Raw genomic sequence first — 15824 nt, forward strand, 5'->3', positions numbered from 1 at the left:
CAACCATCACCCCGCGGCGGTATAGGTGGTCCGGCGCCATCGCGGGCCTGAAGGTGTGGGAGCCCGCCCCCCCGCCGGGGGGTTGCAGTTAGACCCCCCGGGGGGGGGGGCGGGGCCCCCCCCCCCCGCCGCTCTATGCGGTGGAGCACGATGGATGAACTAATCAAGTACCTGCCCGACCTCGCGATGGGCTTCTGGGGGAACATCAGGATCGCGCTCGTGGCCGCGGTCGTCTCGCTCGTCCTCGGGACGGTCCTGGCCGGGATGCGCGTCTCCCCGACGCCCGTGCTGCGCGCGGTGGGCACGGTCTATGTGAACGTGGTGCGCAACACCCCCCTCACCCTGGTGCTGGCGTTCTCGGCGCTGGGCCTGAGCGACAAGCTCGGCCTCGTCTTCTCCGGCGAGCCGCGGACGAACTCCTTCTGGATCGTCTCGATGGGCCTGTCGATCTACACGTCGGCGTTCGTGTGCGAGGCGGTGCGCTCGGGCATCAACACGGTCCCGATGGGACAGGCGGAGGCGGCCCGGGCGATCGGGCTGAACTTCATGCAGACGCTGCGGCTGATCATCCTGCCGCAGGCGTTCCGATCGGTCATCGCGCCGCTGGCCAGCGTGATGATCGCCATGATCAAGAACACGACGGTGGCGGTCGCCGGCGGGTACGCCGCCGACGTGGCCGCCGAGATGAAGCTCACGTTCGACACCACGGGGGCCTCGATCCCGATCTTCCTCGGGGTGGTCGTGGCCTTCATGATCGTGACCATGCCGATCGGCTTCTTCTCCGGCTGGCTGGCCCGGCGTCTGGCGGTGGCCCGATGAGCGCGTCCGTGCTGTTCGACGCCCCCGGACCGCGGGCCCGGCTGCGCAATCACCTGCTGACGGCGATCAGTGTCCTGGCGGTCCTGGCCGTCGCGTACTTCGTCTACCGGGGCTTCGACGCCAAGGGCCAGTGGGACGGCAAGATCTGGCAGCCGTTCCTGACGGCCGAGGTGTGGCAGGAGTTCATCCTGCCGGGCCTGCTCGGCACGCTGGAGGCGGCGGCCGCCGCGGCGGTGCTCGCGCTGGTCTTCGGCGCGGTCTTCGGCCTGGCCAGGCTCTCCGACCACGCCTGGATCAGGGTGCCGGCGGCCGCGGCGGTGGAGATCTTCAGGTCCATCCCGCTGCTGCTGCTGATCTTCTTCATCTTCTACCTGGCCCCGGCCATCGCCGGTGGCGGCGACTACGCCTTCATCGCGGTGGTGCTGGGCCTGATGTTCTACAACGGCTCGGTGCTGGCGGAGATCGTGCGCGCGGGCGTGCACGCCATCCCCAAGGGGCAGGCCGAGGCCGCCTACGCGGTGGGCATGCGCAAGAACCAGGTGCTGCGCCTGGTGCTGCTGCCGCAGGCGGTCACGACGATGATGCCGGCGATCGTCAGCCAGCTCGTGGTGCTGCTGAAGGACACCGCGCTCGGCTACATCATCGCCTACGTCGACCTGCTCAACACCGGGTTCAAGATCCTGCCGGCCGCGTACTTCGGCTCGCTGATCCCGGCGGCGATCGTCATCGGCATCATCTACGTGGCGCTCAACATGACGCTGAGCCACCTGGCCACCCTGCTGGAGCGGCGCAGCCGGCGCAGCAGGAAGACCACGGCGCGGCCGATCGCCACCCCGGGCGCGGCCTCCGTCGGCGTGGGCACCGGCCAGGGCACCGAGGGCGGCGGCATGGCGCCCGACATCCCTGTGGAGTGACCGGCGGGTACGGCGGCGGGCTCGCGGGCCCGCCGCCGTACCCCCGCGGACGGCTCCGGAGCTCCCGGCCGCCGCCGTCTCGTAAAGAAAGCCTCAGATCTTCGCCCACGCGGCACGCGGACCGGCCCTCCGGGGCCGCCCAGCCCGCAGACTCCTGTGCGTGCGGATGCGTGGAGTCGTGGTGGCGCTGGCCGGCGCGGCCGCGGTCGCCGTACCGGTGGCGTGCGGTGGCGGCGGCGCCTACTCCAGCGTCGTGGGCAAGATCAAGGGCACCGGCCAGGTCATCGTGGGCACCAAGTGGGACCAGCCGAGCCTGGGCCTGAAGTCCGGCCCCGGCGACCCCGTGGGCTTCGACGTGGACGTCGCCCGGTACGTCGTCGCCAAGCTGGCCGGCGGCCGGCCCGTGCGCATCACCTGGTGGGAGGCGCCCGCCGCGGGCCGTGAGGCGCTGCTCCAGAACGGCACCGTGGACATGGTGTTCGCCACCTACTCCATCACCGAGTCCCGCAGGCCCAAGGTCACCTTCGCCGGCCCGTACGTGCTCGTGCACCAGGACACGATGGTCCGGGCCGATGATCCCACCATCCGCAAGGTCGGCGACCTGCGGGGCAAGCGCGTGTGCCAGGTGGCCGGCTCCAACTCCTTCAAGCGGGTCGCCGCCCCTCCGCCGGACGGCAAGCTCGACCTGCCCGTCGTGGCCGTGCCCGCGGCCAACTACTCCGACTGCGTGCGCAAGCTCTCCGCGAACGAGCTCGACGCCGTCTCCACCGAGGACCTGTCCCTGGCCGGCTTCGCCCAGCAGGCCCCCGGCCAGTTCCGGCTGCTCAACGACCCCTTCACCGACGAGTTGTACGGCATCGGGCTGAAGAAGGGCGACATCAAGACCTGCGAGGCCGCCGGCCAGGCCGTGGCCGAGATGTGGCGGGACGGGACGGCCACGCGGCTGCTGCGCAAATGGTTCGGCGACACCGGGCTCAGGCTGCCCACGTCGATGCCGCCGCAGGAGAGATGTTCTTGATCGCGCCCCACGGCCCCGGATCTTCCGGCAGGATGCGGGTATGCCTTTCTGGCCGTCCCCCATCTCCGCCCGCGACGTCGCCGCCGCCGGTCTGCGCCCCGGATGGCCCGTCGCCCGAGGTGGCCGGGTGTGGTGGACAGAAGACCGTCCGGGTGAGGGCGGCCGCACCGCGATCGTGTGCCGCGAGGCCGACGGCACCTGCCATGACCTGCTGCCCGCGCCCTGGAGCGCCCGCACCCGCGTCCACGAGTACGGCGGCCGCCCCTTCGCCGTGACACCGGACGGCGACGTGGTCTTCGCCGGGCTGGCCGACCAGCGCCTGTACCTTGTCGGGCGAAACGGCCAGCCGAAACCCCTCACCGCCGAGGGCTCCCGCTACGCCGACCTGACCGTCCGCGACGGCGAGGTCTGGGCGGTGCGCGAACGCCACGGCGAGCACGGCAAGATCGCCCGTTCCGTCGTGTCGATCCCGCTGGCGGGCGGCGAGCCCCGCGAACGGGCCTCGGGCCACGACTTCTACGCCTCGCCCGTCCTGTCCCCCGACGGCGCCCACCTGGCCTACGTCTGCTGGAACCACCCCCGCATGCCCTGGGACGGCACCGAGCTGCGCGTCGTCCGGCTGCGCGACGGGCAGACCCGCACGGTGCTGGGCGGCGAGGCCGAGTCCGTCCTGTCGCCCGCCTGGAAGGACGACTCCACCCTCTACCTGGTCTCCGACCGCTCCGGCTGGTGGAACCTCTACGAGTGCGGCCTCGACGGCGGGGCGCCGCGGGCGTTGTGCCCGGCGGAGGAGGAGTTCACGCAGCCGCCGTGGCAGCTCGGCGGAGCGCCGTACACCGTGCTCGGCGACGGGCGGCTCGCGGTCCTGCACGGGCGCGGCGACCTGCGGCTGGGCGTGCTCGACCCGGCCACGGGAGCGCTCCACGACCTCGACCTGCCCTACACGGGATGGCAGGCCGCGCTCGCGGCCGACGGCATGTCCGTCACGGGCATCGGGCACGCGGCCAGGCTGCCGCGGTCCGTCGTTCGGGTCGACGTCGCCTCCGGCCGGGCCGAGCCGCTGGCCCACGCCGCCGAACAGTTGCCCGACCTGTCCGGGCTGCCCGATCCGCGGCCGGTGGTCGTGCCGGGCGACCGGCCCGTCCACGCCTTCCTCCACCAGGTCGGCGAGGAGCCCACGCCGTACGTCGTCTTCGTGCACGGCGGCCCGACCGCCCACTCCGACACGGCGCTCGACCTGGAGAAGGCGTTCCTGACCTCGCGCGGCATCGGCGTGCTCGACGTGAACTACGGCGGCTCCACCGGCTACGGCCGCGCCTACCGGGAGCGGTTGCGCGGCCAGTGGGGGCTGGTCGACGTCGCCGACACGGTCGCCGCCGCGCAGTGGCTGGCCGACTCCGGGCTGGCCGATCCGGCCCGGATCGCGGTGCGCGGCGGCAGCGCCGGCGGCTGGACGGTGATGGCCGCCTGCTGCCGCTCCGGCGTGTTCGCGGGCGGGGTGTCCTACTACGGCGTCAGCGCGCTCGCGCCGCTCGCCACGCACACCCACGACTTCGAGTCGCGCTACGTGGAGTGGCTGGTCGGCGACGACCCGGCCGTCTACGCCTCCCGGGAGCCGCTCGGCCTGGTCGACGGGGTGTCCTGCCCGATGCTGCTGCTCCAGGGGCTCGACGATCCGGTGGTGCCGCCCGAGCAGTCGACGGCCTTCGCCGACGCGTTGTCCGAGCGCGGAGTCCCCTGCACCTATCTCGCTTTCGACGGCGAATCCCACGGATTTCGCCGGCTGGAGACGCGGGTCGCGGCCCTGGCCGCCGAGCTGGCCTTCTACCAGCAGCTATTCAGTTAATGTCGCGATCTCCAGACAATTCCCGTACTGAACCAGCATTACCGACCAGTCGCTGATCGCAAACAGTTACGTAACCGACCTCGACAGTCTTCTTCCGGCATGGGTTGCTCGATTCAGTAAACGTGGGGCGCGCGTCGCGGCCACGACACGCGCCCCAGCTGTGCCAGCCAAGAACACCCCCATCTCGGCACGAGGGAGGCCAGATGGCCAGCTTGCGCCATCTCAGCATCATCACGGTGGCAGCGGCAACTCTGCTCGCCACCTCTTGCGCGACGCAGAACGGAACCAGCAACTCCGCTCCGCCCACCGCGGCGAGCCAGAGCTCCGGCAGCCCCGTCTCGGGCGGCACGCTCAGGCTCGTGGGATCGGGCGACGTCGACCATCTCGACCCGACCAGCATCTACTACGTCGTCACCATCGCGATCATGCGCGGCTACTCGCGCCAGCTCTACGCCCTCCAGGGCGTCGCGGCGGGAGCCGACACCACCAAGGGCTACGAGGTGCTGCCCGACATAGCGACCGAACTGCCCACCGAGGCGAACGGCGGTCTGAGCGCCGACAAGCTCACGTACACGATCAAGTTGCGCGACGGCGTGCAGTGGGACACCCAGCCGCCGCGGCCGGTGACGGCGGGCGACTTCGTCCGCGGGTTCAAGCGCATCTGCAACCCGGTGGCGGGCTCCGGCGCGCCCGGCTACTACACCAGCACGATCAAGGGCATGGCCGAGTACTGCGACGCCTACATCAAGGCGTTCGAGAAGGCCAAGCCCACCGCCCAGGCCCTGGCCGACTTCCAGAACGGCCACGACATCGCCGGCGTGCAGGCCAAGGACGACAAGACGCTCGTCTTCACCCTGACCCAGCCGGCCGGTGACTTCCTCAACATCCTGGCCCTGAACTTCGCCTCGGCCGCGCCGCAGGAGTACGACCAGTACGTCCCCGACGACGCCACCTTCCGCCAGCACGTGATCTCCAACGGCCCCTACAAGATCGCCTCGTACGTGGCCACCAAGTCGATCCGGCTGGAGAAGAACCCCGCCTGGAAGCAGGAGTCCGACCCGATCAGGCACCAGTACGTCAACGCCATCGACGTCAAGATGGGCGTCGGCGAGCCGGACGCCGTCCAGCAGCAGATCGAGGCCGGCAGCGCCGACCTGTCCTGGGACCTGCCGGTGCCGACCTCGCAGATCCCGCAGCTCAAGGGCAACGACCCCAACTTCACCATCTTCCCCGGCGCGGTGACGAACCCGTACGTGGTGTTCAACCTGCAGAGCAAGAACGCGGGTGGGGCGATGGGCAAGCTCAAGGTCCGCCAGGCCATCGAGTACGCGATCAACAAGACCGCCATCGCCAAGATCTACGGCGGCGCAGACGTCGCGACCGCGCTGCACACGGTCATCCCGCCCGGCAACATCGGCTACCAGGAGTACAACCCGTACCCGACGCCGGGCGACCAGGGCGACCCGGCCAAGTGCAAGCAGTTGCTGAGCGAGGCCGGCTACCCCAACGGGCTGACCCTCATAGGCGCCTTCCGCAACGCGGGCAACCACCCGGCCAACTTCCAGTCGTACGCGGCCGACCTGAAGAAGTGCGGGATCACCGTCAAGGGCCTGCCGCTGCGCCAGGGCGACTACTACACCTACCTGCAGACGCCCTCGCACGCCAAGAACAGCGAGTGGGACCTGTCGGCCCCCGGCTGGATCCCCGACTGGTACGGCACCAACGGCCGCGCGGTCATGCAGCCGCTGTTCCAGACCAACTGCAACCCCGGCACCAGCAACTACGGCTGCTACAGCAACCCCAAGGTGGACGACCTGATCAAGCGGGCGCTCGCCGAGACCGACCAGGCCAAGGCCGCGGCGCTGTGGCACGAGGCCGACCAGACGGTGCTGGCCGACGCGGTGATGGTGCCGCTGAACAACCAGAACACGCCGCTCTACAAGAACAAGCGGGTGCAGAACGCCCTCTACCTGCCGTCGTATCAGGTCTACGACGTCACCAACCTCTGGCTGAACCCCAACACGCCTTGACGACCGGTGTCCCGCGGGCTCGCCGGCAGGCGGGCCCGCGGGACAACCGCGAGGGAGACATATGAGCCTGCTTGAGGTAACCGACCTCCAGGTGTCCTTCCCCACATCCGACGGCGTGGTCCAGGCGGTGCGGGGGCTGTCGTTCACCGTCGACCGCGGCCGGACGCTGGCGATCGTCGGCGAGTCCGGCAGCGGCAAGACCGTGAGCACCCAGGCGATACTCGGGCTGACCCCCGACGCCGACATCTCGGGCACGGCCCTGTTCGAGGGCATCGACCTGCTCGGACTCGACAACGAGCAACTCCGCCGGATCCGCGGCGCGGAGATCAGCGTGGTCTTCCAGGACCCGCTGACCAGCCTCCATCCGCTCTACAAGGTCGGCTGGCAGATCGAGGAGCTGATCCGCGTCCACAATCCGGGCACCCGCCGCGCCGAGGCCAGGAAACGGGCCGTCGAGCTGCTGGGCCTGGTGGGCATCCCGCGCCCCGACCGCCGGGTGGACGACTACCCCCACCAGTTCTCCGGCGGCATGCGGCAGCGGGCGATGATCGCCATGTCGCTCGCGCTCAATCCCAAGCTCATCGTCGCCGACGAGCCCACCACCGCGCTGGACGCGACCGTTCAGGCGCAGATCCTTGAGCTGATCGGGCGGGTGCAGGCCGAGTTCGACATCGCGCTCATCCTCATCACGCACGATCTCGGCGTCGTGGCGGGCATGGCCGACGAGGTCCTGGTCATGTACGCCGGGCTCGTCGTCGAACGGGCCGACCGGCGCACGCTCTACTACGACCCGCACCACCCGTACACCAAGGGCCTGCTGGAGTCGATCCCGGGCAGCACGGGCGACCGGGGCGGCCGGCTGCGGCCCATCCCCGGCTCGCCGCCGAGCCTGATCGCGATCCCGTCCGGGTGCGCCTTCCATCCGCGCTGCCCGTACGTGATGCCGGTCTGTCCCGCCGAACGGCCGCCGCTGTCCTCCATCGCGGGCGCGCGCGGGCACGCCTCGGCGTGCTGGCTGCCGCACGAGGCGATCGGGCTCGGCGCGGAGGCGGAGGCGCTGCGCAAGCGGGCGGCGCGGGTCACGGCGGAGGAGGCGTGATGCTGCTCGAAGTCGAGAACCTGGTCAAACACTTCCCCATCACCAGCGGCATGCTGATCAAACAGACGATCGGGCAGGTCAGAGCCGTGGACGGCGTCAGCCTGGAGCTGTCGCCCGGCGAGACGCTCGGCCTGGTCGGCGAGACCGGCTGCGGCAAGTCCACGCTGGCCCGATGCATCGCGGGCCTGCATCCCATCACCTCCGGCAGCGTGCGCTTCGACGGCGCGGACATCACCAACCTGCCGCGACGCCAGATGAGGCCCTACCGGCGCGACATCCAGATGATCTTCCAGGACCCGTACGGCTCGCTGAACCCGCGCCGGCGGGTCGGGTCGATCATCGCCGACCCGCTCGTCATCCACCGGGTGCAGAGCGGCCAGGAGTTGCGGCGTACCGTCCAGGAGCTGATGGAACGGGTCGGGCTCAACCCCGAGCACTACAACCGTTTCCCCGCCGAGTTCTCCGGCGGTCAGCGGCAGCGCATCGGGGTCGCGCGGGCGCTCGCGCTGCGGCCCCGGCTGATCATCTGCGACGAGCCGGTGTCGGCGCTCGACGTGTCCATCCAGGCCCAGATCCTCAACCTGCTCAAGGACCTCCAGGACGACTTCGGGCTGACCTACCTGTTCATCGCGCACGACCTGTCGGTGGTACGGCACGTCAGCGACCGGATCGCGGTCATGTACCTGGGCAAGGTGGCCGAACTGGCCACCGCGGAGGAGCTGCACACGGCGCCGCGTCATCCGTACACGAACGCGCTGCTGTCGGCGACCGCCGTGGCCGACCCCGACGAGGCCGAACGGCGGCACCGCATCATCCTCACCGGCGACGTGCCCTCACCGATCGACCCGCCCTCCGGCTGCCGCTTCCATCCCCGGTGCCCGAAGGCGCGCGAACGCTGCTCGGCCGAGGAGCCGGTGCTGGTGCCCCAGGAGCACCTGGTCGCCTGTCACTACCCCGTCGAGGCGGGCGAGGACCTGACCGCCGGGAGGACCGCATGACACTCACGGAGATCCGCCCGGACGTCGTCGCCGACCGCACGATCGCCGGACGCAGCCCCTGGCAGCTCGCCTGGGCCCGGATCAGGTCCGACCGGGTGGCCCTGATCTCGGGCATCGTCGTCGTGCTGCTGTGCCTGCTCGCCCTGGCCGCGCCGCTCATCTCGGCCTGGAACGGGCACGACCCCGACGAGCAGTTCCGCGACACCGGCATCACCGACCAGGGCCTGCCCGTCGGGCCCAACGGCGAGTTCTGGTTCGGCACCGACCGCCTCGGCCGCGACCTGTTCATCAGGGTCCTGTACGGCGCGCGCGTCTCGCTGCTCGTCGGCGTGGTCGCGACCGGCGTGGCGGCGCTGATCGGGGTGGTCGTCGGGCTGCTGGCCGGGTACTACGGCGGCGTCATCGACACCATCCTGTCCCGGCTCATGGACGTGGTGCTGTCGTTCCCGTACCTGATCTTCGCGATCGCGGTGGTGTCCATCGCCGGGCCGTCGCTGACCGCGACGATCGGGGTGATCTCGTTCTATTCCTGGGCGGCGATCGCCCGCGTGGTACGAGGCCAGACCCTGTCGCTCAAGGAACGCGAGTACGTGGAGGCGGCCAGGTCCTTGGGGGCCGGCGACGCGCGGATCATGTTCGTGGACATCCTGCCGAACCTGCTGGCCCCCGTCATCGTGCTCACCACGCTGCTGGTGCCGGCCGCGATCGTGTTCGAGTCCACCTTGTCCTATCTGGGGCTCGGGATCGTGCCGCCGACCCCGTCGTGGGGGAACCTGCTGAGCGAAGCCCAGGGGTTCTACCGGGTGGCGTACTGGTATCTGGGGTTCCCGGCGGCGTCGCTGCTGATCACGACGCTGGCCTTCAACCTGGTCGGCGACGGGATCAGGGACGCCATCGACCCCCGGATGGAACGGCTGTTCAGCCGGCGACGCCGCAAGCGCCGCTCCCCGCCGGCTCCGGCTCCCGCCACCGGGAGGTCCGATGCCGCGACTTCGTGACCCCGCCCGGCGGTCTTGGAAACCTTGCAGGTCACGCGGCGGGACGCCGGGACTTCGTCAGGAGGTGGAGGGCTGATGCTGCGACGGTTCCTGCTGCGGCGGACGCTGCTCGGGCTGCTCGTGTTGTGGCTGGTCTCCCTGGGCACGTTCTTCCTGTTCTTCGTCGCCCCCGGCGACCCCGCCCGTACGCTGGCCGGCCGCCAGGCCACCCCCGAGCAGGTCGAGCTGATCCGCCACAACCTCGGCCTCGACCGTCCCACCATCGTCCAGTACTTCGACTACCTGGGCCGGCTTGTGCACGGCGACCTGGGCCAGTCGTACTTCTCGGGCGAATCGGTGGGCAAGCTGCTCGCCCAGGACTTCCCGCCGACGTTCTCGCTGGTGCTCGGCGGGGCCGTCCTGTGGCTCTGCCTCGGCGTCGGCGCCGGCGTGCTCAGCGCCACCCGAGTCCGCTCGTTCCTGGACCGCGCGCTGACCACGCTGGCCCTGGCCGGGGTCTCGATGCCGACGTTCGTGGTCGGCCTGCTCCTGCTGTACTTCTTCTTCTTCCAGCTCACCATGGCGGGCGCCCCGATCCTGCCACCCGACTCGTACGTGCCCTTCTCCGAGAACCCCGGAGAATGGGCCCGGCACCTGATCCTGCCGTGGATCACGTTGGCCATGGTCCAGGCGGCCTCGTACGCCCGGCTCACCCGGGGGTCCATGCTGGACGTCCTGGGCGAGGACTACATCCGTACCGCCCGTGCCAAGGGCGTGCCCGAGGGCCGCGTCATCTACCGGCACGGCCTGCGCGCCGCGCTGACCCCCGTGGTGACGCAGCTCGGCGTGGACATCGGCACGCTGATCGGCGGGCTGGTGGTGACGGAGTCGGTCTTCGGGCTCGGCGGCATCGGGCAGGCGGTGGTGCAGGCGTTCGTCAGCGGGGACCTGCCGGTGATCATGGGCGTCGTCGTCCTGGCCACGACCGCCGTAGTGGTGGCCAACCTGATCGTCGACATCGCCTACGGCCTCCTCGACCCAAGAATCCGCCTGGCCTGACACCGCCCCGGGATCCGCCCGGCCCTCACATCGACCCCGGGAGCCGCCATCGCGGGAGACGGCACCTTCCGGCGGGCGCGACCACCCCGCGCCCGCCGACCCGCCCTCCCCTCGCTCCTTTGACCTGCGCCCTTCCCCGGACCCGCGCCCTTCCTTGGCCTACGCCCAACCCCCGGACCCGCGCCCTTCCCCGGACCCGCACCCTTCCTTGGCCTACGCCCAACCCCCGGACCCGCGCCCTTCCCCTGGCCTGTGCCCTACCTCCGGACGTGCGCCCTCTCTTGGGGGCAGCATGCGTGTGGGGGATCAGCGGGCGAACTCGGTGGCGCGGGACTCGCGTACCACCGTGATCCGGATCTGCCCCGGGTACGTCAGCTCCTCCTCCACCTGCTTGGCCACGTCCCGGGCGATCACCTGCGCCTGGATGTCGTCGATCGCGTCCGGCTTGACCATGACCCGGATCTCCCGCCCGGCCTGCATGGCGAACACCTTCTCCACGCCCTCGTACGACTGCGCGATCTCCTCCAGCCGCTCCAACCGCTTGACGTACGCCTCCAGCGACTCCCTGCGCGCCCCTGGACGGCTGCCGCTGATGGCGTCGGCCGCCTGGGTGAGCACCGCCTCGACCGTACGGACCTCGACCTCGTTGTGGTGCGCCTCGATGGCGTGCACCACGTCCTCCTCCTCGCCGTACCGGCGGGCGATCTCGGCGCCGATCAGCGCGTGGCTGCCCTCGACCTCGTGGGTGAGGGCCTTGCCGATGTCGTGCAGCAGCGCGCACCGCTTCATGAGCTGCTGGTTCATCTTCAGCTCGGCGGCCATGATCCCGGCGATGTGCGCGGACTCGATCAGGTGCTTGAGCACGTTCTGACCGTAGGAGGTGCGGTAACGCAGTTGCCCGAGCAGCAACGTCAGCTCGGGGTGCATGTCCGTGATGCCCAGCTCGACGAGCGCGTCCTCGCCGGCCCGCGCGCAGAGGTCCTGCACCTCCTGGCGGCTGCGGTCGTGCGCCTCCTCGATCCGCTGCGGATGGATGCGCCCGTCGAGCACCAGCTTCTCCAGCGTGAGCCGCGCAGTCTCCCGGCGAACCGGGTCGAAACACGACAACAACACCGCCTCAGGCGTGTCGTCGATGATCAGGTTCACGCCCGTGGTCGACTCGAACGCCCGGATGTTGCGCCCTTCGCGCCCGATGATCCGGCCCTTCATCTCGTCACCGGGCAGATGCAGGACGCTGACCACCGACTCCGCCGTCTGCTCGGCCGCCACCCGCTGAACCGCCAGCGTCACGATCTTGGTGGCGCGCTTCTCGCCCTCCTTGCGGGCCTCGCCCTCGATCTCCCTGATGATCAGCGCCGCCTCGCGCTTGGCCTGGTTCTCGATCTCCTTGACCAGCTCGGACTTGGCCTGCTCCCCGGTCAGCCCGGCGACCCGTTCCAGGATCATCCGCCGCTCGTCCTCGACCTGGAGCAGTTCCTCGCGCCGGTCGGCCAGCTCGACCTCGGTCTCGGCCAGCTTCCTGTCCCGCTCGGACTGCCGCCTGGCCTCCTCGTCGAGCCGCTGCTCGCGCTCGGCCAGCCTGGCCTCCCTGCGTTCGAGATCGGTCCGGAGCTCCTTGAGCTCGGACTTCAGGATCCGGCTCTCCTCCTCGACCTCCCGCCGCATCTGCGCGGCGCTCTCGGCGGAGCCCTCCGACCTGCGCAGAATCTCCTCGGCGTCGCTCTCCGCCTTGGTGCGGATCTCCTTGGCGCGTTCCCGCGCCTCCTCAAGCTCCGCGTGTACGGCCTCCACCTGCTCAGGGCTCGGCTGGGCCTTACGGGGCAGACCGCCAGAGGTACGGCGTATGACGACGAGCAGCGCCACGATCATCCCGAACGCGAGCACGAGCACCGCCACCATCAGCACCACGACAAGCGGCTGCATGCGCGCCCCGCCCTCCTCGCGTCGTCGACACCTCATAACGCGGACCCAAAACGGGAGGGGTCACGTGCGCGCCACGGAAAGCCCGGTCGGCGTCGTCTCCAGGACCGATGCCAGGCCAAGGCGGACCGGGCATCGGCCCTCATAGCCGACACCTCGCCTGCCTCGATCAACCGAGCTCGTTCGTCCGTCGTTCACCGTATGGCAATCCGCGCTGCGCGGAGTAACTCCTCACTGCCGTCGAGGTTATGCGTCGAACAGGTCACGAGCAAGCAAACGCGTCCTCAAGCGTGTCTTACGGGACCGCATCTCCCCAATCAACCACATAACCCACGATCACCCCCATTTGTCCCCCACCCTCACCCCTCCAACCCCCAAAAGCCCAGCCAAAGCCCAACAACCCAAACCCATCATGAAACCTTGGCCACCTAGGTCTGCAGACCATCCATGCGACTCAGCCCTGCCCCAAGCCCGCAACCGCAACCCGTCCGTACGCTTCGACCTCGGCCCGTCCCCTCGAACAGGAGCACACACAGTGGACGACACCATCGACAAGATCGCCTGGATCCACCTGGACGACGGCAAGATCCTCAGCACCCGCTCGCGAGGCAAGACCGTCTACTACCTCCCCGGCGGCAAGCGTGAGCCCGGCGAAACCGACCTCGACACCCTGATCCGCGAGATCGACGAAGAGCTCTCCATCGCCATCGTCCCCACCACCGCCAGCCACGTGGGCACCTACCGCGCCCAGGCGCACGGCCACGCCGACGGCATCATCGTGCAGATGACCTGCTACACCGCCGAACATCACGGCGTACCGACACCCAGCGGCGAGATCGAGGAGGTCACCTGGCTGACCTACGCCGACCGCGACCGCGTGTCCCCCGTCGACCAGATCATCTTCGACCACCTGCACCAGACCGGACACCTTCACTGACCCAGCCACACCCGAACCACTCCCCGGGCATCACCCGCCACCCGCCCTCGATCCCCTTGGGCTCCGGACCTGACGGGCTCTGGGCCCGAAGGGGCTCTGGGCCCGAAGGGGTTGGGAGTCCAGGGAGGTCGGGGCAGGTCAGGTGTGGTTCTGGGGATCAGGAGAAGTCGTCGTCCAGGTCGATGCCCTCCTGTTCAAGAGCCTCCCGGATCACCCGGTACGCGAGCCCCGACGAATACCCCTTGCGCGCCAGCATGCCGGCCAGACGCCGCGTACGGGTCTGCGGGTCGAGGGACCGGGTGGAGGAGAGCTTGCGGTCCACCAGTCGCCGGGCCGTCTCGGCCTCCTGGTCGGAGTCGAGGCGCTCCACGGCGTCCTTCACGGTGTCGGTGTCCACGCCCCGATGGCGCAACTCGGCCGCGAGCGCACGTTTCGCCAGGCCGCGACCATGGTGCCGGGAGTCGACCCAGGCCTCCGCGAACGCCTCGTCATTGATCAACCCGAGCTCGACGAACCGGTCAAGCACCTTTCCGGCCGCCTCATCCGGCACGTCCCGCTTGCGAAGGGCCTCGGCGAGTTGTGCCCGGGTTTTGGGAGCCATGGTGAGCAACCGCAGGCAGATGGCCCGTGCCACGGATTCCGGGTCCGCCTCGGGGGCCGCCGTGGCGGGACTGTCGGCGTCCGGGCCGTCGGGCAGCGGCCCGCCACGGCCCGCCGCGCCTCTCCCGAAACGTCCACTCCCTCTGCCGCTCCCCCAGCCGGTTCCCCGGCCGCCTGCACGACGTCCCTTGCTCGAACGCTTCTTCCCACCCGCGTCCTGCTCGTCGCCGAACCAGCTGCTTCCGGCCAGTACCTCAGAATGCCACTCATCGGCGCCGTGCTTCTCCGCGGGAGCAGCCGCACCCGCCGGCGCTTCCTCAACGCCGTCGGGCTCGTGCGGAACCTCCCGCTCCGGCAGGCGCTCCTCCACAGGGACATCCACAGGGACATCGCCGCCGCCCTCACCGCTCAGCCCAGCCGGACGCCGTCCGGAGAAGCCCTCACCATCCTGAGCTCTCCGCCTGCTCGTACGCCGCCCAGCAGTGTCCGCGTCCTCATGACCGCTCTGCTCGCCCAAGGGGCTTCCGGAGAGATCCTCGTCGGACTGGACCTTCCGCTTACGCCTTCCAGAACCGGCCTCGCGGGTTCGTCCCCGGCGGGCGTTCTCGGGAGACTCGCCTGCAACGGTGTCACTGTCGGCAGAGGCCTTGCGCTCTCCCGGCCAGACGAAGATCGGCGCGTCGGCACTCTCCTCCGACCGCCCCCGGGACGCCCGCCCTCCGGTTCGTCCACGACCACCTGAGCTGCGGCCGTCGGGTGCGGCTTCTTCGCCCGGGACGGGCTGATCGGCCGAGTGACGCCCATCAGGGCCGAGCTGGTCCGGCAGGTCACCACGGTCAGCGACCCACCACGCCGTGCCCGCTTCGCCACCGGGCTCAACACCCGCGGCATCACCCAGCCCAGCACGCGCCTCATCACTGAGCCCGGCGCCCGAGGCATCACTCAAGCTCGCGTCGGCTTCACCAGCCTGCCCCTCGGCATCCCCGTCGGCCTGACTGCGCTGGTCACCCGGCCAATGGAAGGTCGGCGCCGCCATCTGCCGGCCCGGGCCCCACGCCGGAGGCACGTCGACGGTCCGCCCGCCGGACGTGCCCTCGTCCTCCACCTGAGCATGAACGATCACCTCATCGGGGACGACGACGTCAGCCACGACGGCTGCGTCGTCCGCCTCAGCCTGGACGTCCGTGTCGTGAGCCCCGGCTTGGCCGGTCATGTCATCCAGCCCGGCGCGGGCAGCCGTGTCCTCCGCCCCCGTGTCGGCGGAGGAGGAGTGGTCGTCGTCCGGGGTGGGGGTCTGGGAGGCGGTGGCTCGGAGGCGGGCGCGTTGTTCGTGCCATTCGTCTACCGATGGCCAGCCGTCCGTGGCCGACCGGGCCAGGTCGGCGCCACGCGAGCCCCCGCCGGAGGCCCGGCGACCGGTCGCCCGGGTCACCGGCTCGGAGGTGGGCATCGGCTCGGGAGCAGCGGCCCGGGTCGTCGGCTCGGGGGTGGTGGCCCGGGAGCCGCGGGGTCCGCGCTTCTTGCGCTCCCCCGAGGCGGGGAGGTCGGGCCATGCGCCCCAGTCCTGGGAACGGGGCGCCTGCGACGGATCCCTGTCACTCATGCGC

The 15824-nt window shown here is 70.4% G+C and carries 12 protein-coding genes; 10 read left to right on the forward strand and 2 right to left on the reverse strand.

From position 1 onward, the window contains the following. Positions 1-150: 150 nt before the first annotated feature. From ACIA8R_RS40570 to ACIA8R_RS40610, 9 genes are all read left to right on the forward strand, one after another. Positions 151-819 (forward strand): amino acid ABC transporter permease, encoded by a 669-nt coding sequence (locus ACIA8R_RS40570; RefSeq protein WP_364094282.1) that lies wholly within the window; start codon positions 151-153, stop codon positions 817-819. Further along, positions 816-1733 (forward strand): amino acid ABC transporter permease, encoded by a 918-nt coding sequence (locus ACIA8R_RS40575; protein ID WP_397042846.1) that lies wholly within the window; start codon positions 816-818, stop codon positions 1731-1733. The genes ACIA8R_RS40570 and ACIA8R_RS40575 overlap by 4 nt, the downstream gene beginning before the upstream one ends. A gap of 166 nt (positions 1734-1899) precedes the next feature. Then, positions 1900-2751, forward strand: a complete 852-nt coding sequence (locus tag ACIA8R_RS40580) for a glutamate ABC transporter substrate-binding protein (RefSeq protein WP_397043060.1) — start codon at positions 1900-1902, stop codon at positions 2749-2751. A gap of 40 nt (positions 2752-2791) precedes the next feature. Beyond that, a complete protein-coding gene (locus ACIA8R_RS40585; RefSeq protein WP_397042848.1) occupies positions 2792-4597 on the forward strand; it encodes a S9 family peptidase in 1806 nt (601 codons plus the stop codon). Between the two features lie 236 nt (positions 4598-4833). Beyond that, entirely contained in the window at positions 4834-6627 is a 1794-nt protein-coding gene (locus ACIA8R_RS40590) for an ABC transporter substrate-binding protein (protein WP_364094273.1), read from the forward strand. A gap of 61 nt (positions 6628-6688) precedes the next feature. Further along, on the forward strand, positions 6689-7726 hold the full coding sequence (locus tag ACIA8R_RS40595) for an ABC transporter ATP-binding protein (RefSeq protein WP_357694245.1): 1038 nt from the start codon (positions 6689-6691) through the stop codon (positions 7724-7726). After that, the gene (locus ACIA8R_RS40600) at positions 7726-8724 is read left to right on the forward strand and encodes a dipeptide ABC transporter ATP-binding protein (RefSeq protein ID WP_357694247.1); all 999 of its coding nucleotides are present in this window, start codon (positions 7726-7728) and stop codon (positions 8722-8724) included. The genes ACIA8R_RS40595 and ACIA8R_RS40600 overlap by 1 nt, the downstream gene beginning before the upstream one ends. Continuing rightward, entirely contained in the window at positions 8721-9722 is a 1002-nt protein-coding gene (locus tag ACIA8R_RS40605; RefSeq protein ID WP_357694249.1) for an ABC transporter permease, read from the forward strand. Before ACIA8R_RS40600 ends, ACIA8R_RS40605 begins: the two co-directional genes overlap by 4 nt. Before the next feature lie 75 nt (positions 9723-9797). Beyond that, complete coding sequence (locus tag ACIA8R_RS40610; protein WP_364094266.1) at positions 9798-10760, forward strand: ABC transporter permease; 963 nt, start codon at positions 9798-9800, stop codon at positions 10758-10760. Positions 10761-11066: 306 nt separating this feature from the next. Here ACIA8R_RS40610 and rny read toward each other — a convergent pair whose 3' ends face one another. Then, positions 11067-12683 carry a ribonuclease Y gene (gene rny, locus ACIA8R_RS40615; protein WP_397042851.1) on the reverse strand — a complete coding sequence of 539 codons (1617 nt, stop codon included), beginning with the start codon at positions 12681-12683 and terminating at the stop codon, positions 11067-11069. A 532-nt stretch (positions 12684-13215) separates the two neighbouring features. Here rny and ACIA8R_RS40620 point away from each other — a divergent pair. Next, positions 13216-13617, forward strand: a complete 402-nt coding sequence (locus ACIA8R_RS40620) for an NUDIX domain-containing protein (RefSeq protein ID WP_397042853.1) — start codon at positions 13216-13218, stop codon at positions 13615-13617. Between the two features lie 157 nt (positions 13618-13774). On the opposite strand, the gene recX is transcribed toward ACIA8R_RS40620, so the two are convergent. Beyond that, positions 13775-15820, reverse strand: coding sequence for a recombination regulator RecX (gene recX, locus ACIA8R_RS40625; RefSeq protein WP_397042855.1), 2046 nt, complete (start codon positions 15818-15820; stop codon positions 13775-13777). Positions 15821-15824: the final 4 nt, after the last annotated feature.

Origin of the sequence: Nonomuraea sp. NPDC051191, assembly GCF_044455665.1 — a bacterium.
Taxonomy (GTDB): Bacteria; Actinomycetota; Actinomycetes; order Streptosporangiales; family Streptosporangiaceae; genus Nonomuraea.